Origin of the sequence: Nocardiopsis listeri, from assembly GCF_020741345.1 — a bacterium.
Lineage (GTDB): Bacteria > Actinomycetota > Actinomycetes > Streptosporangiales > Streptosporangiaceae > Nocardiopsis > Nocardiopsis listeri_A.
On the sequence record NZ_DYZD01000093.1, the window covers coordinates 1 to 15,708 of the forward strand.

General features: G+C 68.7%; 17 protein-coding genes. 14 read left to right on the forward strand and 3 right to left on the reverse strand.

Annotated features, from left to right (window positions below; genetic code table 11):
- From K8V84_RS05905 to K8V84_RS05915, 3 genes are all read left to right on the forward strand, one after another.
- A partial coding sequence (locus K8V84_RS05905; protein ID WP_304071452.1) for an SAM-dependent methyltransferase occupies window positions 1–553 on the forward strand: 553 nt, incomplete at its 5' end.
- Between the two features lie 125 nt (window positions 554–678).
- Window positions 679–894, forward strand: coding sequence for a DUF2945 domain-containing protein (locus tag K8V84_RS05910; protein WP_304071454.1), 216 nt, complete (start codon window positions 679–681; stop codon window positions 892–894).
- Window positions 887–1,423: a DUF488 domain-containing protein gene (locus tag K8V84_RS05915; RefSeq protein WP_304071458.1), complete on the forward strand. Its 537-nt coding sequence runs from the start codon at window positions 887–889 to the stop codon at window positions 1,421–1,423. Before K8V84_RS05910 ends, K8V84_RS05915 begins: the two co-directional genes overlap by 8 nt.
- Window positions 1,424–2,029: 606 nt before the next feature.
- On the opposite strand, the gene K8V84_RS05920 is transcribed toward K8V84_RS05915, so the two are convergent.
- Window positions 2,030–2,962 (reverse strand): 1,4-dihydroxy-2-naphthoyl-CoA synthase, encoded by a 933-nt coding sequence (locus K8V84_RS05920; RefSeq protein ID WP_304071461.1) that lies wholly within the window; start codon window positions 2,960–2,962, stop codon window positions 2,030–2,032.
- A 154-nt stretch (window positions 2,963–3,116) separates the two neighbouring features.
- Complete coding sequence (locus K8V84_RS05925) at window positions 3,117–3,881, reverse strand: DUF1932 domain-containing protein (protein ID WP_304071462.1); 765 nt, start codon at window positions 3,879–3,881, stop codon at window positions 3,117–3,119.
- Window positions 3,882–3,946: 65 nt separating this feature from the next.
- Here K8V84_RS05925 and K8V84_RS05930 point away from each other — a divergent pair, with 65 nt between their 5' ends.
- The 11 genes from K8V84_RS05930 (at window position 3,947) to K8V84_RS05980 (ending at window position 14,562) form a co-directional block, all read left to right on the forward strand.
- Complete coding sequence (locus tag K8V84_RS05930; protein WP_304071464.1) at window positions 3,947–4,642, forward strand: GntR family transcriptional regulator; 696 nt, start codon at window positions 3,947–3,949, stop codon at window positions 4,640–4,642.
- Window positions 4,643–4,774: 132 nt separating this feature from the next.
- Complete coding sequence (locus K8V84_RS05935) at window positions 4,775–5,746, forward strand: DUF6282 family protein (protein ID WP_304071466.1); 972 nt, start codon at window positions 4,775–4,777, stop codon at window positions 5,744–5,746.
- Window positions 5,743–6,507, forward strand: coding sequence for an ABC transporter ATP-binding protein (locus K8V84_RS05940; protein WP_304071467.1), 765 nt, complete (start codon window positions 5,743–5,745; stop codon window positions 6,505–6,507). Before K8V84_RS05935 ends, K8V84_RS05940 begins: the two co-directional genes overlap by 4 nt.
- Window positions 6,507–7,367, forward strand: a complete 861-nt coding sequence (locus K8V84_RS05945; protein ID WP_304071469.1) for an ABC transporter permease — start codon at window positions 6,507–6,509, stop codon at window positions 7,365–7,367. The genes K8V84_RS05940 and K8V84_RS05945 overlap by 1 nt, the downstream gene beginning before the upstream one ends.
- A gap of 83 nt (window positions 7,368–7,450) precedes the next feature.
- A complete protein-coding gene (locus K8V84_RS05950; RefSeq protein WP_304071472.1) occupies window positions 7,451–8,470 on the forward strand; it encodes an ABC transporter substrate-binding protein in 1,020 nt (339 codons plus the stop codon).
- 120 nt (window positions 8,471–8,590) lie between these two features.
- Entirely contained in the window at window positions 8,591–9,799 is a 1,209-nt protein-coding gene (locus tag K8V84_RS05955; protein ID WP_304071475.1) for a 4-oxalomesaconate tautomerase, read from the forward strand.
- A 16-nt stretch (window positions 9,800–9,815) separates the two neighbouring features.
- Window positions 9,816–10,832 (forward strand): amidohydrolase family protein, encoded by a 1,017-nt coding sequence (locus tag K8V84_RS05960; RefSeq protein ID WP_304071477.1) that lies wholly within the window; start codon window positions 9,816–9,818, stop codon window positions 10,830–10,832.
- 40 nt (window positions 10,833–10,872) lie between these two features.
- Complete coding sequence (gene ligK / locus K8V84_RS05965; RefSeq protein ID WP_304071479.1) at window positions 10,873–11,556, forward strand: 4-carboxy-4-hydroxy-2-oxoadipate aldolase/oxaloacetate decarboxylase; 684 nt, start codon at window positions 10,873–10,875, stop codon at window positions 11,554–11,556.
- A gap of 502 nt (window positions 11,557–12,058) precedes the next feature.
- A complete protein-coding gene (locus K8V84_RS05970; RefSeq protein ID WP_304071481.1) occupies window positions 12,059–12,691 on the forward strand; it encodes an alpha/beta hydrolase in 633 nt (210 codons plus the stop codon).
- 225 nt (window positions 12,692–12,916) lie between these two features.
- A complete protein-coding gene (locus K8V84_RS05975) occupies window positions 12,917–13,168 on the forward strand; it encodes a DUF397 domain-containing protein (RefSeq protein WP_304071484.1) in 252 nt (83 codons plus the stop codon).
- A 146-nt stretch (window positions 13,169–13,314) separates the two neighbouring features.
- Entirely contained in the window at window positions 13,315–14,562 is a 1,248-nt protein-coding gene (locus K8V84_RS05980) for a helix-turn-helix domain-containing protein (RefSeq protein ID WP_304071487.1), read from the forward strand.
- Window positions 14,563–14,620: 58 nt separating this feature from the next.
- Here K8V84_RS05980 and K8V84_RS05985 read toward each other — a convergent pair.
- A partial coding sequence (locus K8V84_RS05985; RefSeq protein WP_304071489.1) for a lipase family protein occupies window positions 14,621–15,708 on the reverse strand: 1,088 nt, incomplete at its 5' end.

Below are 15,708 nucleotides of genomic sequence, written 5' to 3' on the forward strand. Positions count from 1 at the left end.
GCCCACCGCGAACAACACCCACGAGGTCGCCCAGTCGGTCGCCCCCGAATCCAAGATCGTCTACGTCGACAACGACCCCTTGGTGCTCACTCATGCCCGGGCTCTACTGACCAGCTCCGAAGAGGGCACCACCGACTACATCGACGCCGACCTGCTCGACCCGCAGACGCTGCTGGCCCAGGCCCGCGAACACCTGGACTTCACCCGACCGATCGGGTTGATCATCATGGGCACGCTCGGCCACTTTCCCGCCGACGAACAGACCTACGCCGTGGCACGCACCTACGTGGACGCCCTGCCGTCGGGGAGCTTCCTGGCCCTGTGCGACAGCACCGACACCAGCCCGCAGATCGTGGAGGCGGCCAAGGCCTGGAACGAGAACGCGGCCCAACCCATCCACCTGCGCACCCCGGAGCAGATCAGCGCCTTCTTCGAAGGCTTGGAGCTGTTGGAACCCGGAGTGGTCTCCGTCCCCTTCTGGCGGCCCGAGGAGAGCCAGGTGGGCACTGTCCGAGAGGTCGCCCAGTACGGCGGTGTCGCCCGCAAACCCTGAGCTTGGGTGACTTCCCCGCTTTCCGTGCACGTACCGGCGTGCCCGGGCTCCTCGCCCGGGCACGCCGGTACCCCCGCTTCGTCGGTCCGGGTGTTTCAATGGGTCGATCACCGAAGGGGGTCGAGATGTCCGATCGGTTCAGCGTGGGTGACCACGTGAGGTGGAATTCGGAGGTGGGACACGTCTCGGGCACGGTGACGAAGGTGCACACGAAGGATTTCGACTACAAGGGCCACACCCGCCGGGCGTCCCCGGAGGAGCCGCAGTACGAGATCAAGAGCGACAAGACCGACCACGTCGCCGCTCACAAGGGCAGCGCCCTGCGGCTGGTCGATGAGTGAACCCTCCTTCACGATCGGGCATTCCAACCGGACTCTCGGCGAGTTCATCGAGCTGCTCCAAGAGTCCCGTATCGAGCTGGTCGTCGATGTTCGCAGGCTTCCGGGCTCTGCCCGGTGTCCGTGGTTCGACCAGGACCCGCTCTCGGTCGTCCTCGGTGAGGTGGGGATCCGGTATCGGCGCGCTGAAGGTCTGACCGGACGTCGGCCGGTGAGCAAGGACGTGCCGTTCGAGGTCAACGCCTGGTGGAAGAACCGCAGCTTCCACAACTACGCCGACCATGCGCTCTCCGACGAGTTCCAAAGTGCCCTCGCCGCGCTACGGGAGTGGGGACGCACGCGACGCGCGGCCGTGATGTGTTCCGAGGCGGTGTGGTGGCGGTGCCACCGGAGAATCATCGCCGATCATCTTCTCGCCCACGCCGAGGACGTGCGGCACGTCCTCGGCGTCGACCACATCGATGTGGCGCGGCCGAGTCTCGGCGCCGCCATCGATCCTCACGGCAACGTCACCTACCCCGCCACCGGATAGCGGCTCGCACGGCAGGAACCTCTCTCACCCCATGACGCGTCCTGTTCAGGCGCGCGAACTTCTCGATGGGCGGGGCTCTCCAGGGGCGCCGTGGGGGCCGGGCGGGGGCATGACGTGGACTTCGATGTGGTCGGCCTGCATGACCAGGCCCGATCCGTAGACGTCACCGACCACGTTGCGCGTGTTTCCACCGGCGACGTTCGTGGCCGGAAAGCCTTCCCGTGGAGCCGCCGGCGAACCCTCCGCCCTCCACCGGTCGTCCATTCGGTGATGGATGAACCGGAGGGCGAGGAAGGCCAGGCCGATCATGAAGACGCAGGCGGACAACCCGAACGCGATGGCCAAGAGGTATTCGAGTAACTGCCACGGGCCGACCTGTGGTGGGGGCGGTTCCAGATTTCGGGCAGCATCGGCATGGGCCTTCGCCCAAGTAATGTGGGCGAATCATCAGGCCGAACACGATGCCTTTGATGTCCTGGAATTCCCTCTCTGAGGCCGAATAGGGCTGTGGGCACGGTACACGATCCGGAGCCGTCTCTGAAGGGGTGCCGAGGATTCCGCCCACGCGGGGCCGGGACCGCGCAACGCGATCCCGGCCGCACCCGGCTAGTAGTAGCGGGGAAAACCCGACCAGTCGGGACTGCGCTTCTCCAGGAAGGCCGTCTTGCCCTCCACGGCCTCCTCGGTCATGTAGGCGAGCCGGGTCGCCTCCCCCGCGAACAGTTGCTGTCCGAGCATCCCGTCGTCGGGAAGGTTGAAGGCGTACTTGAGCATCCTGATCGCCTGCGGCGACTGGTCGGCGATGTCGGTGGCCATCCGTACCGCGGTGTCCTCCAGCCCCCCGTGATCGGCCACGCTGTTGACCGCGCCCATCTCCTGCATCTCGGTGGCCGAGTACGGCCGGGCCAGGAAGAAGATCTCCCTCGCCCGCTTCTGGCCGACCTGACGGGCCAGCAGCGCAGAACCGTACCCACCGTCGAACGATCCGACGGTGGCGTCCGTCTGCTTGAAGAACCCGTGCTGTCGAGAGGCGACGGTCAGGTCGCACACCACGTGGAGCGAATGTCCGCCACCGGCCGCCCAGCCGTTGACCACGGCGATGACGACCTTGGGCATGGAGCGGATCAGCCGCTGGACCTCCAGGATGTGCAGACGTCCCTGGTCGGCCTTTCGCTGCTCACCGCCGGAACCGTCGTCCTCGTACAGATAGCCGTCCCGACCGCGCACCCTCTGGTCGCCACCGGAGCAGAAGGCCCAGCCGCCGTCCTTGGGCGAGGGGCCGTTTCCGGTGAGCAGTACGGTACCGATCTCCGTCCAGGAACGCGCGTGCTCCATCGCCGTGTAGAGCTCGTCGACCGTGTGCGGTCGAAAGGCGTTGCGCACCTCCGGACGGTCGAAGGCGATACGCACCGCACCGATGTCCTTGCCCGCGCCACTGCGCGCGGGCCCGACATAACGGTGATAGGTGATGTCGCTGAAGTCGAAGCCTTCGACCTTCTTCCATTCGGACTCTCTGAACGGCTGCTCACTCGCCGACATTTACTCGTCCTCTTTCCCGTGACACCGATGGGGTTCAACGCCGCGCACCCCCACCCTTCGGCGGGGAGTGCCCACGTTGTGGCTACAGCCAAGATCATCCCAGGTGGCGTCGAGGGCGCGGTCGGGTCCCGTGGTCCCGCCCCGGGCGCACCGATCAGGCGCTGAGGCGGCGGAGGTGGGTCACCGTGGCGTCGGTGACGGGGTGGTCCGCCCCCAGTTCTTCCAGGTAGGCCTGGGCGGCCTCCATCTCGTGGACGCGTCGACCGGCGTGCAGGCGCGTGCCGTCGACGAGGCGGTCGACCAGGGCCGCACCGTTCTCACCGAACTCGGCGGCGATCTGGGCGCGGAGGTCGTCGGCGGCCCCGACGGCGCTCGCGGCGTCGAGTGACTCGATGATCAGTGCCGCGAGGCCCTTCATGAACACGCTGCGCAGCATCTTCCGGGCGGCGGCGTCGCCGGCGGTTTCGGAGACCGCCTGGACGGGGGTGCCCAGGGGTGAGAGCGCGGCCGCGAAGGTCTTCGCGCCGCTACCGGCGGCGAGCAAAGGCGTCCGACTGCCCGCCCGGGGGACGGGGGCCATCACGGCGACGTCGGCGAAGGGGACGCCGGCCTCCGAGGCCAGGGCGCCGATCGTCTTCTTCTCCCCCGGGGAGAGCGTGTTCAGGTCCGCGTAGACCGCGGAGGCGGGCATCAGGGCGAGGACCTGGGAAGCGACCTTCTCGGCCGCGGCGGGGCCGACGAGGCTGATGACGATCGCCGTGTCGGCGAGGGCGTCCCCGAGCGAGGCGTGCCGCACTATGGGCGAGTCGGGCAGATCGACGAAGGGGTCGTGGCCCCGGACCTCGGCGCCGGCGGCGGCCAGTCCCTCGCCGATGAGTCGGCCGGCCTCACCCAGGCCGACCATTGTGATGACGGTCATCGCGTCCTCCGGTGTCGAGTGCCCTTCAGATGTGAACAACATTGTTTACAATAATGCACACCAAGATGAGCGAAAGGAAGACCATGACCCAGGAGGCAGTAGACCAGGGGACGCGGGAGAGCATCAGTGACGCCGACCGCGTGGCCTCGCGCCTTCGCCAGGCCATCGTCGCCGGCGACTTCGCCCCCCGCCAACGTCTCGTGGAAACCGACCTCATCGAGATGTTCGACGCCAGCAGGGGTGCGGTGCGAGCCGCCCTGGCCACCCTCACCGTGGAGGGCCTGGTGGAGAAGATCCGCAACCGGGGAGCCCGGGTGCGCGCCGTCGACCTGGACGAGGCGCTGGAGATCGTGGAGGTGCGCGCGGCCCTGGAGTCGATGTGCGCCGCCCGCGCGGCCGAGCGCGTCGACGACCAGGGCATGGCGCGTCTACGCGACCTGGGCGAGGTGATGCGCCGGGCGGTGGACTCGGGCGATGGAGAAGCCTATTCACAGGCCAACCGCGACCTGCACCAGGCGGTGATGGTCATCAGCGGGTCCAAGGTGGCGCCCGACATCGTCCAGCGTCTGCGCGCCCAGAACGTGCGGTACCGGATCCAGTTGTCCATGCAGCCGCATCGTCCGGCCACCTCGCTTCCCGAGCACCTGGAGATCGTTGAGGCGGTCTGCGCGAAGGACCCCGAGCGCGCGGCGAACGCGATGCGGGCGCATCTGGAGAGCGTCTTCGCGGCGACGAAGGAGTACTTCGGGAAACGGAAGTAAAACCCCAAAGCACGTGTTCTATGACACACCCCCCGGAGGCGACCCGCCCTGACCTGACGTTACGTGGGCATTGACGGATGTGACCAAGATCGTTAACAATGTCGCTCACCAGTTCGTTAGCGAAGGGGCGGCATGTCGCATCACCAAGAACCCACCGCACACGCCCGCCGGCTCGTCCAGGGTGCCTATGACATCCACGTTCACATCGCCCCCGATGTGATGAAGCGCAGGATCGGCGATCTCGAACTCGCCCCCCGTTTCAAGCGGTACGGCCTGGCGGGCTTCGTACTCAAGTCCCACTACACCCCCACCACCGAACGCGCCGAGGTCGTCCGCAACGTCCACCCGGGCGTGGACGTACTCGGCGCCATCACCCTCAACGCCTCCGTGGGCGGTCTCAACCCCGTCGCGGTCGAGATCGCGGCACGGGGCGGAGCGCAGTTCGTCTGGCTTCCGACCGTGGACAGCGACAACCAGCGCAGCTGCCTCGCCGAGGCCCCCGAGGGCGCCACCCCGCCCATGTGGGCACAGATCCAGCAGGACCTGCGCGACGACGGGATCATCAGTCCCACCGTCGACGTGCTCGACGAGAACGGCGAGGTGGCGACCGCGACCCGCCAGGTCCTCGACGTCATCGCCAAGCACGACATGACGCTGGCCACCGGGCACCTGCACGGTGACGAGTCGTCGAAGGTCATCGCCTACGCCCGTGAACGCGGTGTGCGACGCATCGTCGTCACCCACCCGGAGTTCACCTCCCAGCGCATCCCCGCCGAGAACCAGAAGACGCTCGCCGAACACGGCGCCTACCTGGAGCGCTGCCTGACCACGCCCCTGACCGGCAAGGTGTCCTGGCGGCTGTGGCTGGACAACATCCGGGCCGCCGGAGCGGAATCCTCCGTCATCAGCTCGGACCTGGGCCAGCCCTTCAACCCGCCTGTCGAGGACGGTCTCGCCCTGGCCGCGGACGTCCTGCTCAAGGACGGTTTCTCCGACCAGGAGGTGCGCCTGATGGTCGTGCACAACTCGCGCCGGCTCGCGGGAGCCGACCCACTGCCCGACGCCCCGTCGGCCCATCACGAGGAAGAGGCGGTCTCCACATGAGCGTCGTTCTGGAGGTCGATCACCTCACCAAGGAGTTCCAACGCGACGACGTGGCCACGGTGGCCCTTCGGGACTTCAACCTCACCATCGAAGAGGGCACCTTCGTCACCATCCTGGGCCGGTCCGGCTGCGGCAAGTCCACGATGCTGAACCTGCTCTCGGGTCTCTCCAAGCCCACCTCCGGCCAGGTGTTGCACCGGGGCAGGGCGCACACCGGCCCCACGCCCGACATCGGCTACCTGACCCAGACCGACACGCTCATGCCCTGGCGGAGCGTGCGGCGCAACGTCGAGATGCCCATGGAGATCGCGGGCGTCGACAAGGCCGAGCGCGAAGCCAAGGCCCTTGAGCTCGTCGCCACGGTCGGCCTGTCCGACTTCGCCGACAACTACCCGCGGGAGCTCTCCGGCGGGATGCGCCGCCGCGCGAGCCTGGCCCGCATGCTCGCCAACGGCGCCGAGACCATCCTGATGGACGAGCCCTTCGGTGCCCTGGACGCCCAGCTGCGTTCCGAACTCCAGGGCGAGCTGCTGCGGCTGTGGTCACGGACCGGGCACACCATCGTGTTCGTCACCCACGACATCGAGGAGGCCCTGCTGCTCGGCGACCGCGTCGTCGTCCTGGGCCCGCTCGGCACCATCCTGCTCGACCAGGAAGTGGACATCGAGCGCCCGCGCGACCCCGACGAGACCAAGGTGCGACCGCGGTTCGTGGAACTGCACTCCACGCTGACCGCCGCGCTGAAGAAAGGAGCGCGGTGATGACCACCGGATCTGTTTCCGCCACGCGCACCAACGACGGGCTGAGCACGAGCGGCCCCGTCAAAGAGGACCGCCGCCGCAGTTGGTGGGACCGCCACGGCCGCACCACCCTGGTGTGGGGGCTGCGGGCGGGGGTGCTCCTGCTCTTCCTCGTGCTCTGGCAGTTGGCCGGCGGTCTGGTCGCCAACCCCATGTTCGTCTCCAACCCGATCGCCGTCGGGGAGCAGCTGATCGACTGGATCCAGGACGGCACCCTGGGCACGCACACCTGGATCACCCTCCAGGAAGTGGTGCTCGGTTACGTCATCGGTGCCCTCGCCGGCGCGCTCGCCGGTTTCGTGCTCGCCTCGATCCGCCTCGTCTACGACGTGTTCGAGCCGTTCATGATGGCGCTGTACTCGATCCCCAAGGTGGCGCTCGCCCCGCTGTTCATCGTGTGGTTCGGCATCGGCCTGGACATGAAGGTCATCCTGGCGGCCGTCAGCGTGTTCTTCCTGGTCTTCCTCAACACCGCCGCCGGTGTCCGAGACGTGGACCGCGGCCTGATCGACGCCGTCCGACTGATGGGCGGGTCGAACAAGGACGTCGCCTTCAAGGTCGTGCTGCCGGCCTCCATGTCCGGTCTGTTGACCGGCCTGAAGGTCTCCATCCCCTACGCCCTCATCGGCGCGGTGATCGGTGAACTCGTCGCCTCCAACCGCGGTCTGGGCTACCTCATCAACGACGCCGCCGCGCAGTTCAACACCGCCGGCGTGTTCGCCGCTGTCGTGGTCCTGACCGCACTGGCCATGATCCTCAACGCCCTCGTCGGCGTTCTCTCCTCCCGCGCCAACCGCTGGAAGCCGCTCGACTCCGAGTAGCGCCCCGCGCGGGCCCCTTGCGCCCCATCCCCCTCTGGTCGGGAGCCCTTCTCGGCCGCCCACCACTGATCGAGAGCCACATCATGAAACTCAGTACCCACCTCAGGACGGCGGCCGCCATCGCGGCGACCGCGAGCCTCATCGCGACGTCGGGATGCGCCGACGGCGGCGGATCCGACCCGAACGTTCTCAACGTCGGTCAGATCAGCGACTCCGTCGCGTTCTTCCCACTCCACGTCGCCGAGGAGAACGGCTACTTCGAGGAGGAGGGCGTCGAGCTCGGCGAGCGTCCTCGCCTGGGCACCGGCGCCAAGCTCGCGGCGGCCCTGACCTCGGGTTCCATCGACGTGGCCGCGGGGGTCCTCACCGACACGTTCAACCTGGCGGAGAACAACCCCGAAACACGACTCACGGGCTCGTTGGTCACCGAGTACTACGTGGACGTGGTGACGGCGCCGGACTTCGAAGGGGACCCGGACGCGCCCCTGGAGGAGAAGATCCAGGCGTTGGAGGGCAAGAACATCGGCATCACCGGCCCGGGCTCGGGAACCGAGGCACTGCTGATCTACCTGTTCGAGCAGGTGGGCCTGGACGCCAACACCGACGCCACCCTGGTGAACCTGGGCGCCGTGCCGTCGTCGGCCATCGGTGCCCTTTCCTCGGGGCAGGTGGACGCCCTGGCCTTCTTCCAGCCGGCCGGGCAGATGGCCGAGGCCGAGGGCGCGGGCGAGATCTACCTGTCGCCACAGCGCGGCGACATCCCCGACATGTCCGGGGCGCTGCACGGAACGCTGTTCAGCACCTCCGACGTGATCGAGAACAAGAGCGAGCAGATCGAGGGCTTCAACCGCGCCATCAACCGCGCGCTGGAGTTCATCGAGTCCGACCCCGAGGGAACCGCGGAGCTGCTCTCGTCCTACATGGACGGCACCGACCCCGAGGCGGTCGAGGCGCTCTCCGAGATCCTCCCGCAGGAGTTCGCCACCTCCACGCGGGTGCGGCAGGACGCCTTCGGTGTCGCGACCGACTTCCACGTGGCCTCCGGGCTGGTCGACGAGGCGCCCGACTACGACGAGCTGGTCTGGTCCGAGGTCCAGGAATAGCTCCGCGCGGGGCGGGCCTCACCCACCGATCCACGCCGTCGAGGCGCGGGGCCCGCCTTTCCCGACCCACCATCGAGCTTCCCGGAGCACACCGGGTGCCACGGCCGCACGAGGATGAGGATGACAGGTTCGAACACACCGTCGGTCCGGACACGACCGACGGAAAGCGTCCAGGGGCCCGCTCCCGGGGTTCCCGGGGTCCGGGTCCGCGGGGGCCGACTCGCGATCCCCTCCGTACTGATGCGCGGCGGCACCTCCCGCGGGCCGTTCTTCGCCCGCGCCGATCTGCCCACCGACGACGAGACCCTCGCCCGGGTGCTGCGGGCCGCCCTCGGATCCCCCCACCCGTTGCAGGTCGACGGTCTGGGCGGCGGGCATCCGCTCACCTCCAAGGCGGGCATCGTCGGCCCGAGCACCGAGCCCGGGGTCGACCTCGACTTCCGGTTCGCCCAGCTCAGGCCGGACGACGACTCGGTGGACATGAACGCCAACTGCGGCAACCTGTTGGCCGCGGTCGTGCCCTTCGCCATCGAGACCGGGATGGTCGTGCCCGTGGCGGACACCACCACCGTGCGGGTGCGCACCCTCAACACCGGGGCGGTCGCCCGGATCTCGGTGCACACACCCGAGGAGGACGGTGTGCGGGCCGTTCGGTACTACGGCGACACCCGCATCGACGGCGTCCCGGGCACCTCCGCGCCGGTGACGATCGGTTTCCTCGACACCGCCGGGTCGATCGCCGGTTCCCTGCTGCCGACGGGGAATCGGCGTGACACGGTCCGGCCTCCCGGTGCGGGGACGGTCGAGGTCACCTGCATCGACAACGGGCAGCCACTGGTCGTGGTGGACGCTTCCGCGCTGGGTGTGAGCGGACGGGAGAGTCCCGCCGAACTCACCGCGAACCCGGAGCTGCGCGAGCGGGTGGAGGCGTTGCGCCTGGCCTGCGGCGAGCTCATGGGGTTGGGCGACGTCTCCGACCGCAACTATCCGAAGATGACGCTGGTCTCGCCGCCGCGGGACGGCGGCGCCCTGGCCACCCGCAGCTTCATCCCTCGTGTCGTCCACGAATCGATCGGCGTGCTGGCCGCCGTCACCGCGGCCACCGCCTGCGTGCTGCCGGGCACGGTGGCGCACGAACTGGCGTCCCTCCCGGCCGGTCACGACCACGAGACCACCCTGGCCATCGAACACCCGAGCGGCGCCTTCGAGGTGCGGCTCGGCCAGGACCCCGGGGATCCCACCCGCATCACCCGTTCGGCGCTCGTGCGCACCGCACGCGCGCTCATGGCCGGAGAGCTCTACGTCCCTCTGGGCATCTGGAATCCCTGAAGAAGGAAGCACACTGATGATCATCGACTGCCACGGGCACTTCACCACCGCACCCGCCGCGCTCGGCGAGTGGCGCCAGGCCCAGATCGCCGCGCTCGACGGCGGTCCCCAACCCGGCGAACCGCACATCGGCGACGACGACCTGCGCGAGGCGATCGAGAGCAACCAGCTCCGCCTCATGGACGATCGCGGTATCGACCTGACCGTGTTCTCACCGCGGGCCTCCTTCATGGCCCACCACATCGGCGACGAGTCCACCTCCTCCCGGTGGGCCGCGATCTGCAACGACCTCATCGCCCGGGTCTGCGAGCTCTTCCCCGAGCGTTTCGCCACCGCCGCCATGCTGCCCCAGTCCCCCGGCGTGGACCCGGCCAAGTGCCTGCCCGAACTGCGCCGCGCCGTGGAGGAGCTCGACGCGGTGGCGATCAACCTCAATCCGGACCCCTCCGGTGGACTGTGGGACTCGCCCCCGCTCACCGACCGCTCGTGGTACCCCATCTACGAGGCGATGTGCGAGTACGACATCCCCGCGATGGTGCACGTGTCCACCAGCGTCAACCCGGCCTTCCACACCACCGGGTCGCACTACCTCAACGCCGACACCACGGCCTTCATGCAGCTCGTCCAGGGTGACCTGTTCGCCGACTTCCCGGACCTGAAGCTGGTCATCCCCCACGGCGGCGGCGCGGCCCCCTACCACTGGGGACGCTTCCGCGGGCTGGCGATGGCGCTGGGCAGACCGGAGCTGGAGGAGCACGTACTGCGCAACGTCTACTTCGACACCTGCGTGTACCACCAGCCGGGCATCGACCTGCTGCTGGACGTCGTCCCGAACGAGAACATCCTCTTCGCCTCGGAGATGATCGGCGCCGTTCGCGACATCGACCCGCGTTCGGGCCACCACTTCGACGACACGGGTCGCTACATCCAGGCCGCGAAGCTGCCCGACGCCGAACGCGAGGCGATCTTGGAGGGCAACGTCCGCCGCGTGTACCCGCGTCTGGACGCCAGGTTGAAGCGTCAGGGCCGTTGAGCGCCGGTCCACGTCCCGCCACCCATTCACGAGGAGAGTCATGACCGAGCTCGGAGTCGTCCACCGTTCCATCGAGCGCGCCGCCCCGGAGGCGGTCGAGGCGCTGTCCCACTTCGGGGTCGCCACCGTGCACGAGGCCCAGGGCCGCACCGGCCTGCTGCGGCCCTACGTCCGGCCCATCTACCCGCAGGCGAAGCTGTGCGGGACGGCCGTCACCGTGCTGCTCCAGCCCGGGGACAACTGGATGTTCCACGTCGCCGCCGAACAGATCCGCCCCGGTGACGTGGTCGTGGCCGGCTGCACCACCGAGTCCGAGGACGGGTTCTTCGGCGAGCTCCTGGCCACCTCCTTCCGGGCCAGGGGCGCGGCGGGGCTGATCATCGACGGCGGCTGCCGTGACGTGGCCGAACTCGCCGAGATGGACTTCCCGGTGTTCAGCCGCTCCATCAACGCCAAGGGCACGGTGAAGGCGACTCTGGGTTCGGTCAACGTGCCCGTCACCGTGGCCAACGCCCTGGTCAACCCGGGTGACGTCGTCGTCGCCGACGCCGACGGGGTCGTGGTGGTGCCGCGCGAGTCCGCCGCGCAGGTGGCGGAGGCCTCTCGACTCCGTGAGGAGAACGAGGAGTCCAAGCGCGCCCGGTTCCGCGACGGCGAACTGGGGCTGGACATGTACAAGATGCGCGAGAAGCTGGCCACGGCGGGCCTGCGCTACGTCGACTGACCGGCTCCTCGCCCCAGGGGCACCTCGACGGCATCCACCGGACGGTGGGTGCCGTCGTCGTTTCCGGGTGACCCGCCCAGCGAGCCCCGCCCCTGAGCGGTCACCCGGACCAGGGACGCCCCCTCACCGGGGCAGGGAACACCGCGCGCGGAGGCAGAGCCCGCTTCTTCGGTGGGCCACCGCCGATGCGATTCCGAACCCGCTGCTCCCAGGGCCTTGCCGGCATTACCGAACCCCGATTCGATATCGGCGACATGCCTCACGACACGAGAGAGGACCTGGCAGTCGGCGCCGTCGGCCCCGTCTCTCATGTGCTCGATACTCCGGGGAGAGTCGCGTGTTCGAATCGCGGGGATACCGGTGCCAGAAATCAGAGGCCGTCGCGGCCTCACCTGTGGGACGAAACCTCGGTTGACGAACGAACTGAGAACGACCTACGGTTCGCCGGGTGAAAGCTTTGTTCATTTCCGGGGCGGGCCGCTCCGGTAGCGAAGCATGGCCGATGCAGGCCGTCGATGTGGACCGTTCCGACTTCCACTTCATCGAACGCGTCGACAGGTCCAACGACCCGCGCCGAACCGTCGAGGTGGTCCGGAACCTGATGTCCGCGCCATGTCACGTGGTCGCGCACTCCTACGGCGCGATCGCCGCCTTGATGCTGGCCGAACGCCACCCGAACCTTGTCCGCGGCTTGGTGCTGTTCGAACCGGCGACGCCGGCACTGGCGCGCGGCCGAAGCTCGGTCGAAGCGCACATCGCCGCGATGACCCCCGTTTTCATGCGCTGCGAGGACTCCACGATCAGCGATGCGACCTTCGCTGAGATGTTCCTCCTCGCCATGGGCGTAGAACCCAAGGGCACGGCTGAACAGTTGGAGGCCGAAGGAGAACTCCTGCGTGCGATCGTCCCACCGTGGAAATTCGAGCTCGATCCGACCGTTCCCTCTCGAACCCCGACCCTCATCGTCACGGGAGCGGGAGACCCCATGTACGGGGAGATCGCCGAAGCGATCGCCGAGGAGGGCGCGGAGCATGTCGAACTGGAAGGAACCGGGCATCGACCACAGGATGATCGTCGTGCCACCGAACACATGAAGGATTTCTGGATCAGGTCCGTCACCCAACGTGTCACTTAACGGGTATCGCGTCTTCAAGACCCCCTGCTCGATCCATGGGGGCCGGCCCGCATCCGACCCCGGCGAAGTCATAGCTGCGGGCCGGTGGTCGGGACGCTCGGGCAGACGTGGGAAGTGGTGGCGCTGGAAGGGCCGGATGAAGTCGGTCGGCGCACCGTGGCCTCCCCCCTGGACCGGCGCGGCGGTGGGCGCGCGTACTCGGACGACGAGGCAGGAGCAACCGACATGACCACCAGAACCGAACCGCGGTTCCTCGAGTCCGGTTACAGCAGTGGCCGGGTCGAGTGTGTGGAGGTTGCACACATGCCCGCCGACTTCCGCAAGAGCGGCCACAGCGGCCAGGACCAAGACTGCGTCGAGGTGGCCGAACTCCCCTGTGGCCCGGCGGTACGCGGCTCCAGGCACCCCACCGCCGGGCACCTCCCCTTCCCCGCCACCGAGTGGACCGGCTTCCTCTCCGCCGCGCTCACCCGTTGATCCCCTGACTCCCCGACCCGGGTAAGGCCCGTTTCCCGGCCGTGCGGGGATTCACAACGACGGTCGGGTCCCGTAGCCTCTTCTTTACTCGTCGGTAACCTTGTGCCCCGGCAACGGAGAGGACTCGACTCGTGGAGGTGACTCCGATGTCCGCGAAGGGTCGGGCCCGGGGTGGTACCAACCCCCTGGCCGACGTCCCGGTGGGTTTCGCCGACCACTTCCGCTCCCGCGTCGAACCCCTGACCGATGTGGTGGTGACCCGGATCCACGAAAGTGTGCCCGAGTACCTCCGACCCGGGAACGAGGTGTACGCCGCCTCCACCCGCACCGCGGTCCGCGAAGCCCTGACCGTGTTCCTGGACCGCGTGGGGGCGGCCGATCCGCCCGCCCACCGGCTCCGGGAGCGGTTCCGCATGCTCGGCGAGGCGGAGGTCCACGAGGGCCGCAGCCTCGACAGCCTCCAGACCGCGATGCGCACCGCTCTCGTGATCATGTGGCGCGAACTCCTGAAGGTCCAGGAACAGCGTCCCGAACTCCTGCCCCAGCACCACATCGGCGCGGTCGCCGAGGCCGCGTTCCTGTTCCTGGAGGAGATGGCCTCCGCCGCTTCGGAGGGATACAACGAGGCGCGGGCCCAGGCCTCGGGCGAACTACAACGGCGTCGGGGACGCCTCGTCGGCCTGCTCCTGTCCGAACCCGACCCCTCGCCCAGGGCCATCGCCGAACTGGCCTCCTCGGCCCGGTGGCGCGTCCCCGAGAAGGTGGCGGTGATCGTCCTCCAGGGAGACGGGGAGGAGACGGCCCCACCCGCGCTGCCCTCCGACGTACTGCACGACTTCCACCGGGCCGACCCCTGCCTCGTTCTTCCCGACCCCGAGGGCCCCGGAAGGATACGGAACCTGGAGCACCTGTTGCGCGGCCGGCGCGCCGCGGCGGGACCGCCGGTGGACATCACCGAGACGGCCGTCTCCCTGGCCCACGCTCGCGAGACCCTCGAACTGGTCCGGGTGAGCGTTGTGCCGGCGGACGGGATCGCCCTTTGGAGCGAACACCTCACGCCGCTCCTGCTGTTGCGGGACCGGAAGCTGATGCGGGAGATGATCACCTCCCGGTTGGCCCCGCTGCGGGACCTGGCCGAGGGACAACGCGAACGCCTGTCCGAGACGCTCCTGCTCTGGTTGCAGCACGGGTACAACGCCAAACGGGTGGCCGAGGTGCAGCACCTCCACCCGCAGACCGTGCGATACCGCCTTCGCCTGCTGACGGACCTGTTCGGCGATCGGCTGGACGACCCCGACCTGCGTTTCGAGCTGGAGACGGCGCTGCGGGTGGAGCGTCTGGTCCGGTCGGCCGAGCCCGAGTCCGAACAGGCGAAACCGGACCCGCGCACATGAGAACGGCCACCGGGACGAGGTTCCCGGCGGCCGCGTCACTCCATCCGTGCCACCGGTCTCAGCAGGTACTGGAGTCCGGTTCACCGGTCAACTGTCCGCTGAGCCAGTCCTGGGCGCGCTCGGTGTCCAGGAAGAAGCTCGTCAGGTGCGGCCCGGAGAAGGTCCGTCGCCACTCCACCGAGGCCCCGCCGGCACAGTAGGCGTCGCGGAGCTCCTCACCCTGTTCGATCGGGATGACGTCGTCCCCCGAGGAGTGGTACAGGTACAGCGGTGCCTCCGGCACGCTCTCGCCGGGCTTGTTCTCCAGCAACCGGGCCTGCCACTCAGGGCTGTTGATCAGGTCGACGTCGACCGTCTCGTCCATGGTCATCCCCATACCCGCGGGCAGCGCCTCGACCATGCAGCCGTCGACCGAGGCGTCCATGAGCCGCCGGCCCTTCTCCGTGAGGTGCTCCTCGAAGGACAGTTCGGGGTAGGCGGCCGCGTAGCCGTAGGCGGTGAAACCGACGAACGCGAAGTACAGGCTGCCGTCCAACTGTTCGGCGACCTGTGTCAGGTCTGCGGGCACGCCGCCGGCGGCCACACCGGCCAGCGTCAGTTCGGGGGCGTACTCCGGTTGCATCTGTCCGGCCCACACGGAGGCTCCGCCGCCCTGGGAGAAGCCGCTGACGCCCATCGGCGCCTCGGTGGAGACGTCGAGCTGTTCCATGCGGGTGGCGGCGCGCAGACCGTCCAGCACGGCCGCGCCCTGGGAGTGACCCACCATGTAGGTGTGGGCCGAGGGTGTGCCCAGCCCCTCGTAGTCGGTGACCACCAGCGCGTGCCCTTGGTCGATGACGTTCTTCATCATCGAGGCCTCGTAGTCCAGGCCCTGTTCGAGGCCGATCGAGGGGGCGCAGTGGGATCCGAGGCCGTGGGTGCCGATGGCGTAGGAGACCAGGGGGCGCTCGCCCTCGCCCTCCCATTCCGTCTCGGGGACCATGACGGTGCCGGTGACCGCCATGGGTTCTCCCATGGCGTTCGTGGACAGGTACATCACCCGCCACACGTCGGCGTCGAACTCGCCGATGCCCAGGGGCGCGGTGTAGGCCTCGGAGGGTTCGGCGCGGATGACGTCGCCCGGCTCTCCCTGGGGCAGGGGGTCCG

Coding starts and splice junctions, on each gene's coding strand:
- K8V84_RS05910 (WP_304071454.1), top strand. CDS start 679: ATGTCCGATCGGTTCAGCGTGGGTGACCACGTGAGGTGGAATTCGGAG.
- K8V84_RS05915 (WP_304071458.1), top strand. CDS start 887: ATGAGTGAACCCTCCTTCACGATCGGGCATTCCAACCGGACTCTCGGC.
- K8V84_RS05920 (WP_304071461.1), bottom strand. CDS start 2,962: ATGTCGGCGAGTGAGCAGCCGTTCAGAGAGTCCGAATGGAAGAAGGTC.
- K8V84_RS05925 (WP_304071462.1), bottom strand. CDS start 3,881: ATGACCGTCATCACAATGGTCGGCCTGGGTGAGGCCGGCCGACTCATC.
- K8V84_RS05930 (WP_304071464.1), top strand. CDS start 3,947: ATGAGCGAAAGGAAGACCATGACCCAGGAGGCAGTAGACCAGGGGACG.
- K8V84_RS05935 (WP_304071466.1), top strand. CDS start 4,775: ATGTCGCATCACCAAGAACCCACCGCACACGCCCGCCGGCTCGTCCAG.
- K8V84_RS05940 (WP_304071467.1), top strand. CDS start 5,743: ATGAGCGTCGTTCTGGAGGTCGATCACCTCACCAAGGAGTTCCAACGC.
- K8V84_RS05945 (WP_304071469.1), top strand. CDS start 6,507: ATGACCACCGGATCTGTTTCCGCCACGCGCACCAACGACGGGCTGAGC.
- K8V84_RS05950 (WP_304071472.1), top strand. CDS start 7,451: ATGAAACTCAGTACCCACCTCAGGACGGCGGCCGCCATCGCGGCGACC.
- K8V84_RS05955 (WP_304071475.1), top strand. CDS start 8,591: ATGACAGGTTCGAACACACCGTCGGTCCGGACACGACCGACGGAAAGC.
- K8V84_RS05960 (WP_304071477.1), top strand. CDS start 9,816: ATGATCATCGACTGCCACGGGCACTTCACCACCGCACCCGCCGCGCTC.
- ligK (WP_304071479.1), top strand. CDS start 10,873: ATGACCGAGCTCGGAGTCGTCCACCGTTCCATCGAGCGCGCCGCCCCG.
- K8V84_RS05970 (WP_304071481.1), top strand. CDS start 12,059: ATGCAGGCCGTCGATGTGGACCGTTCCGACTTCCACTTCATCGAACGC.
- K8V84_RS05975 (WP_304071484.1), top strand. CDS start 12,917: ATGACCACCAGAACCGAACCGCGGTTCCTCGAGTCCGGTTACAGCAGT.
- K8V84_RS05980 (WP_304071487.1), top strand. CDS start 13,315: ATGTCCGCGAAGGGTCGGGCCCGGGGTGGTACCAACCCCCTGGCCGAC.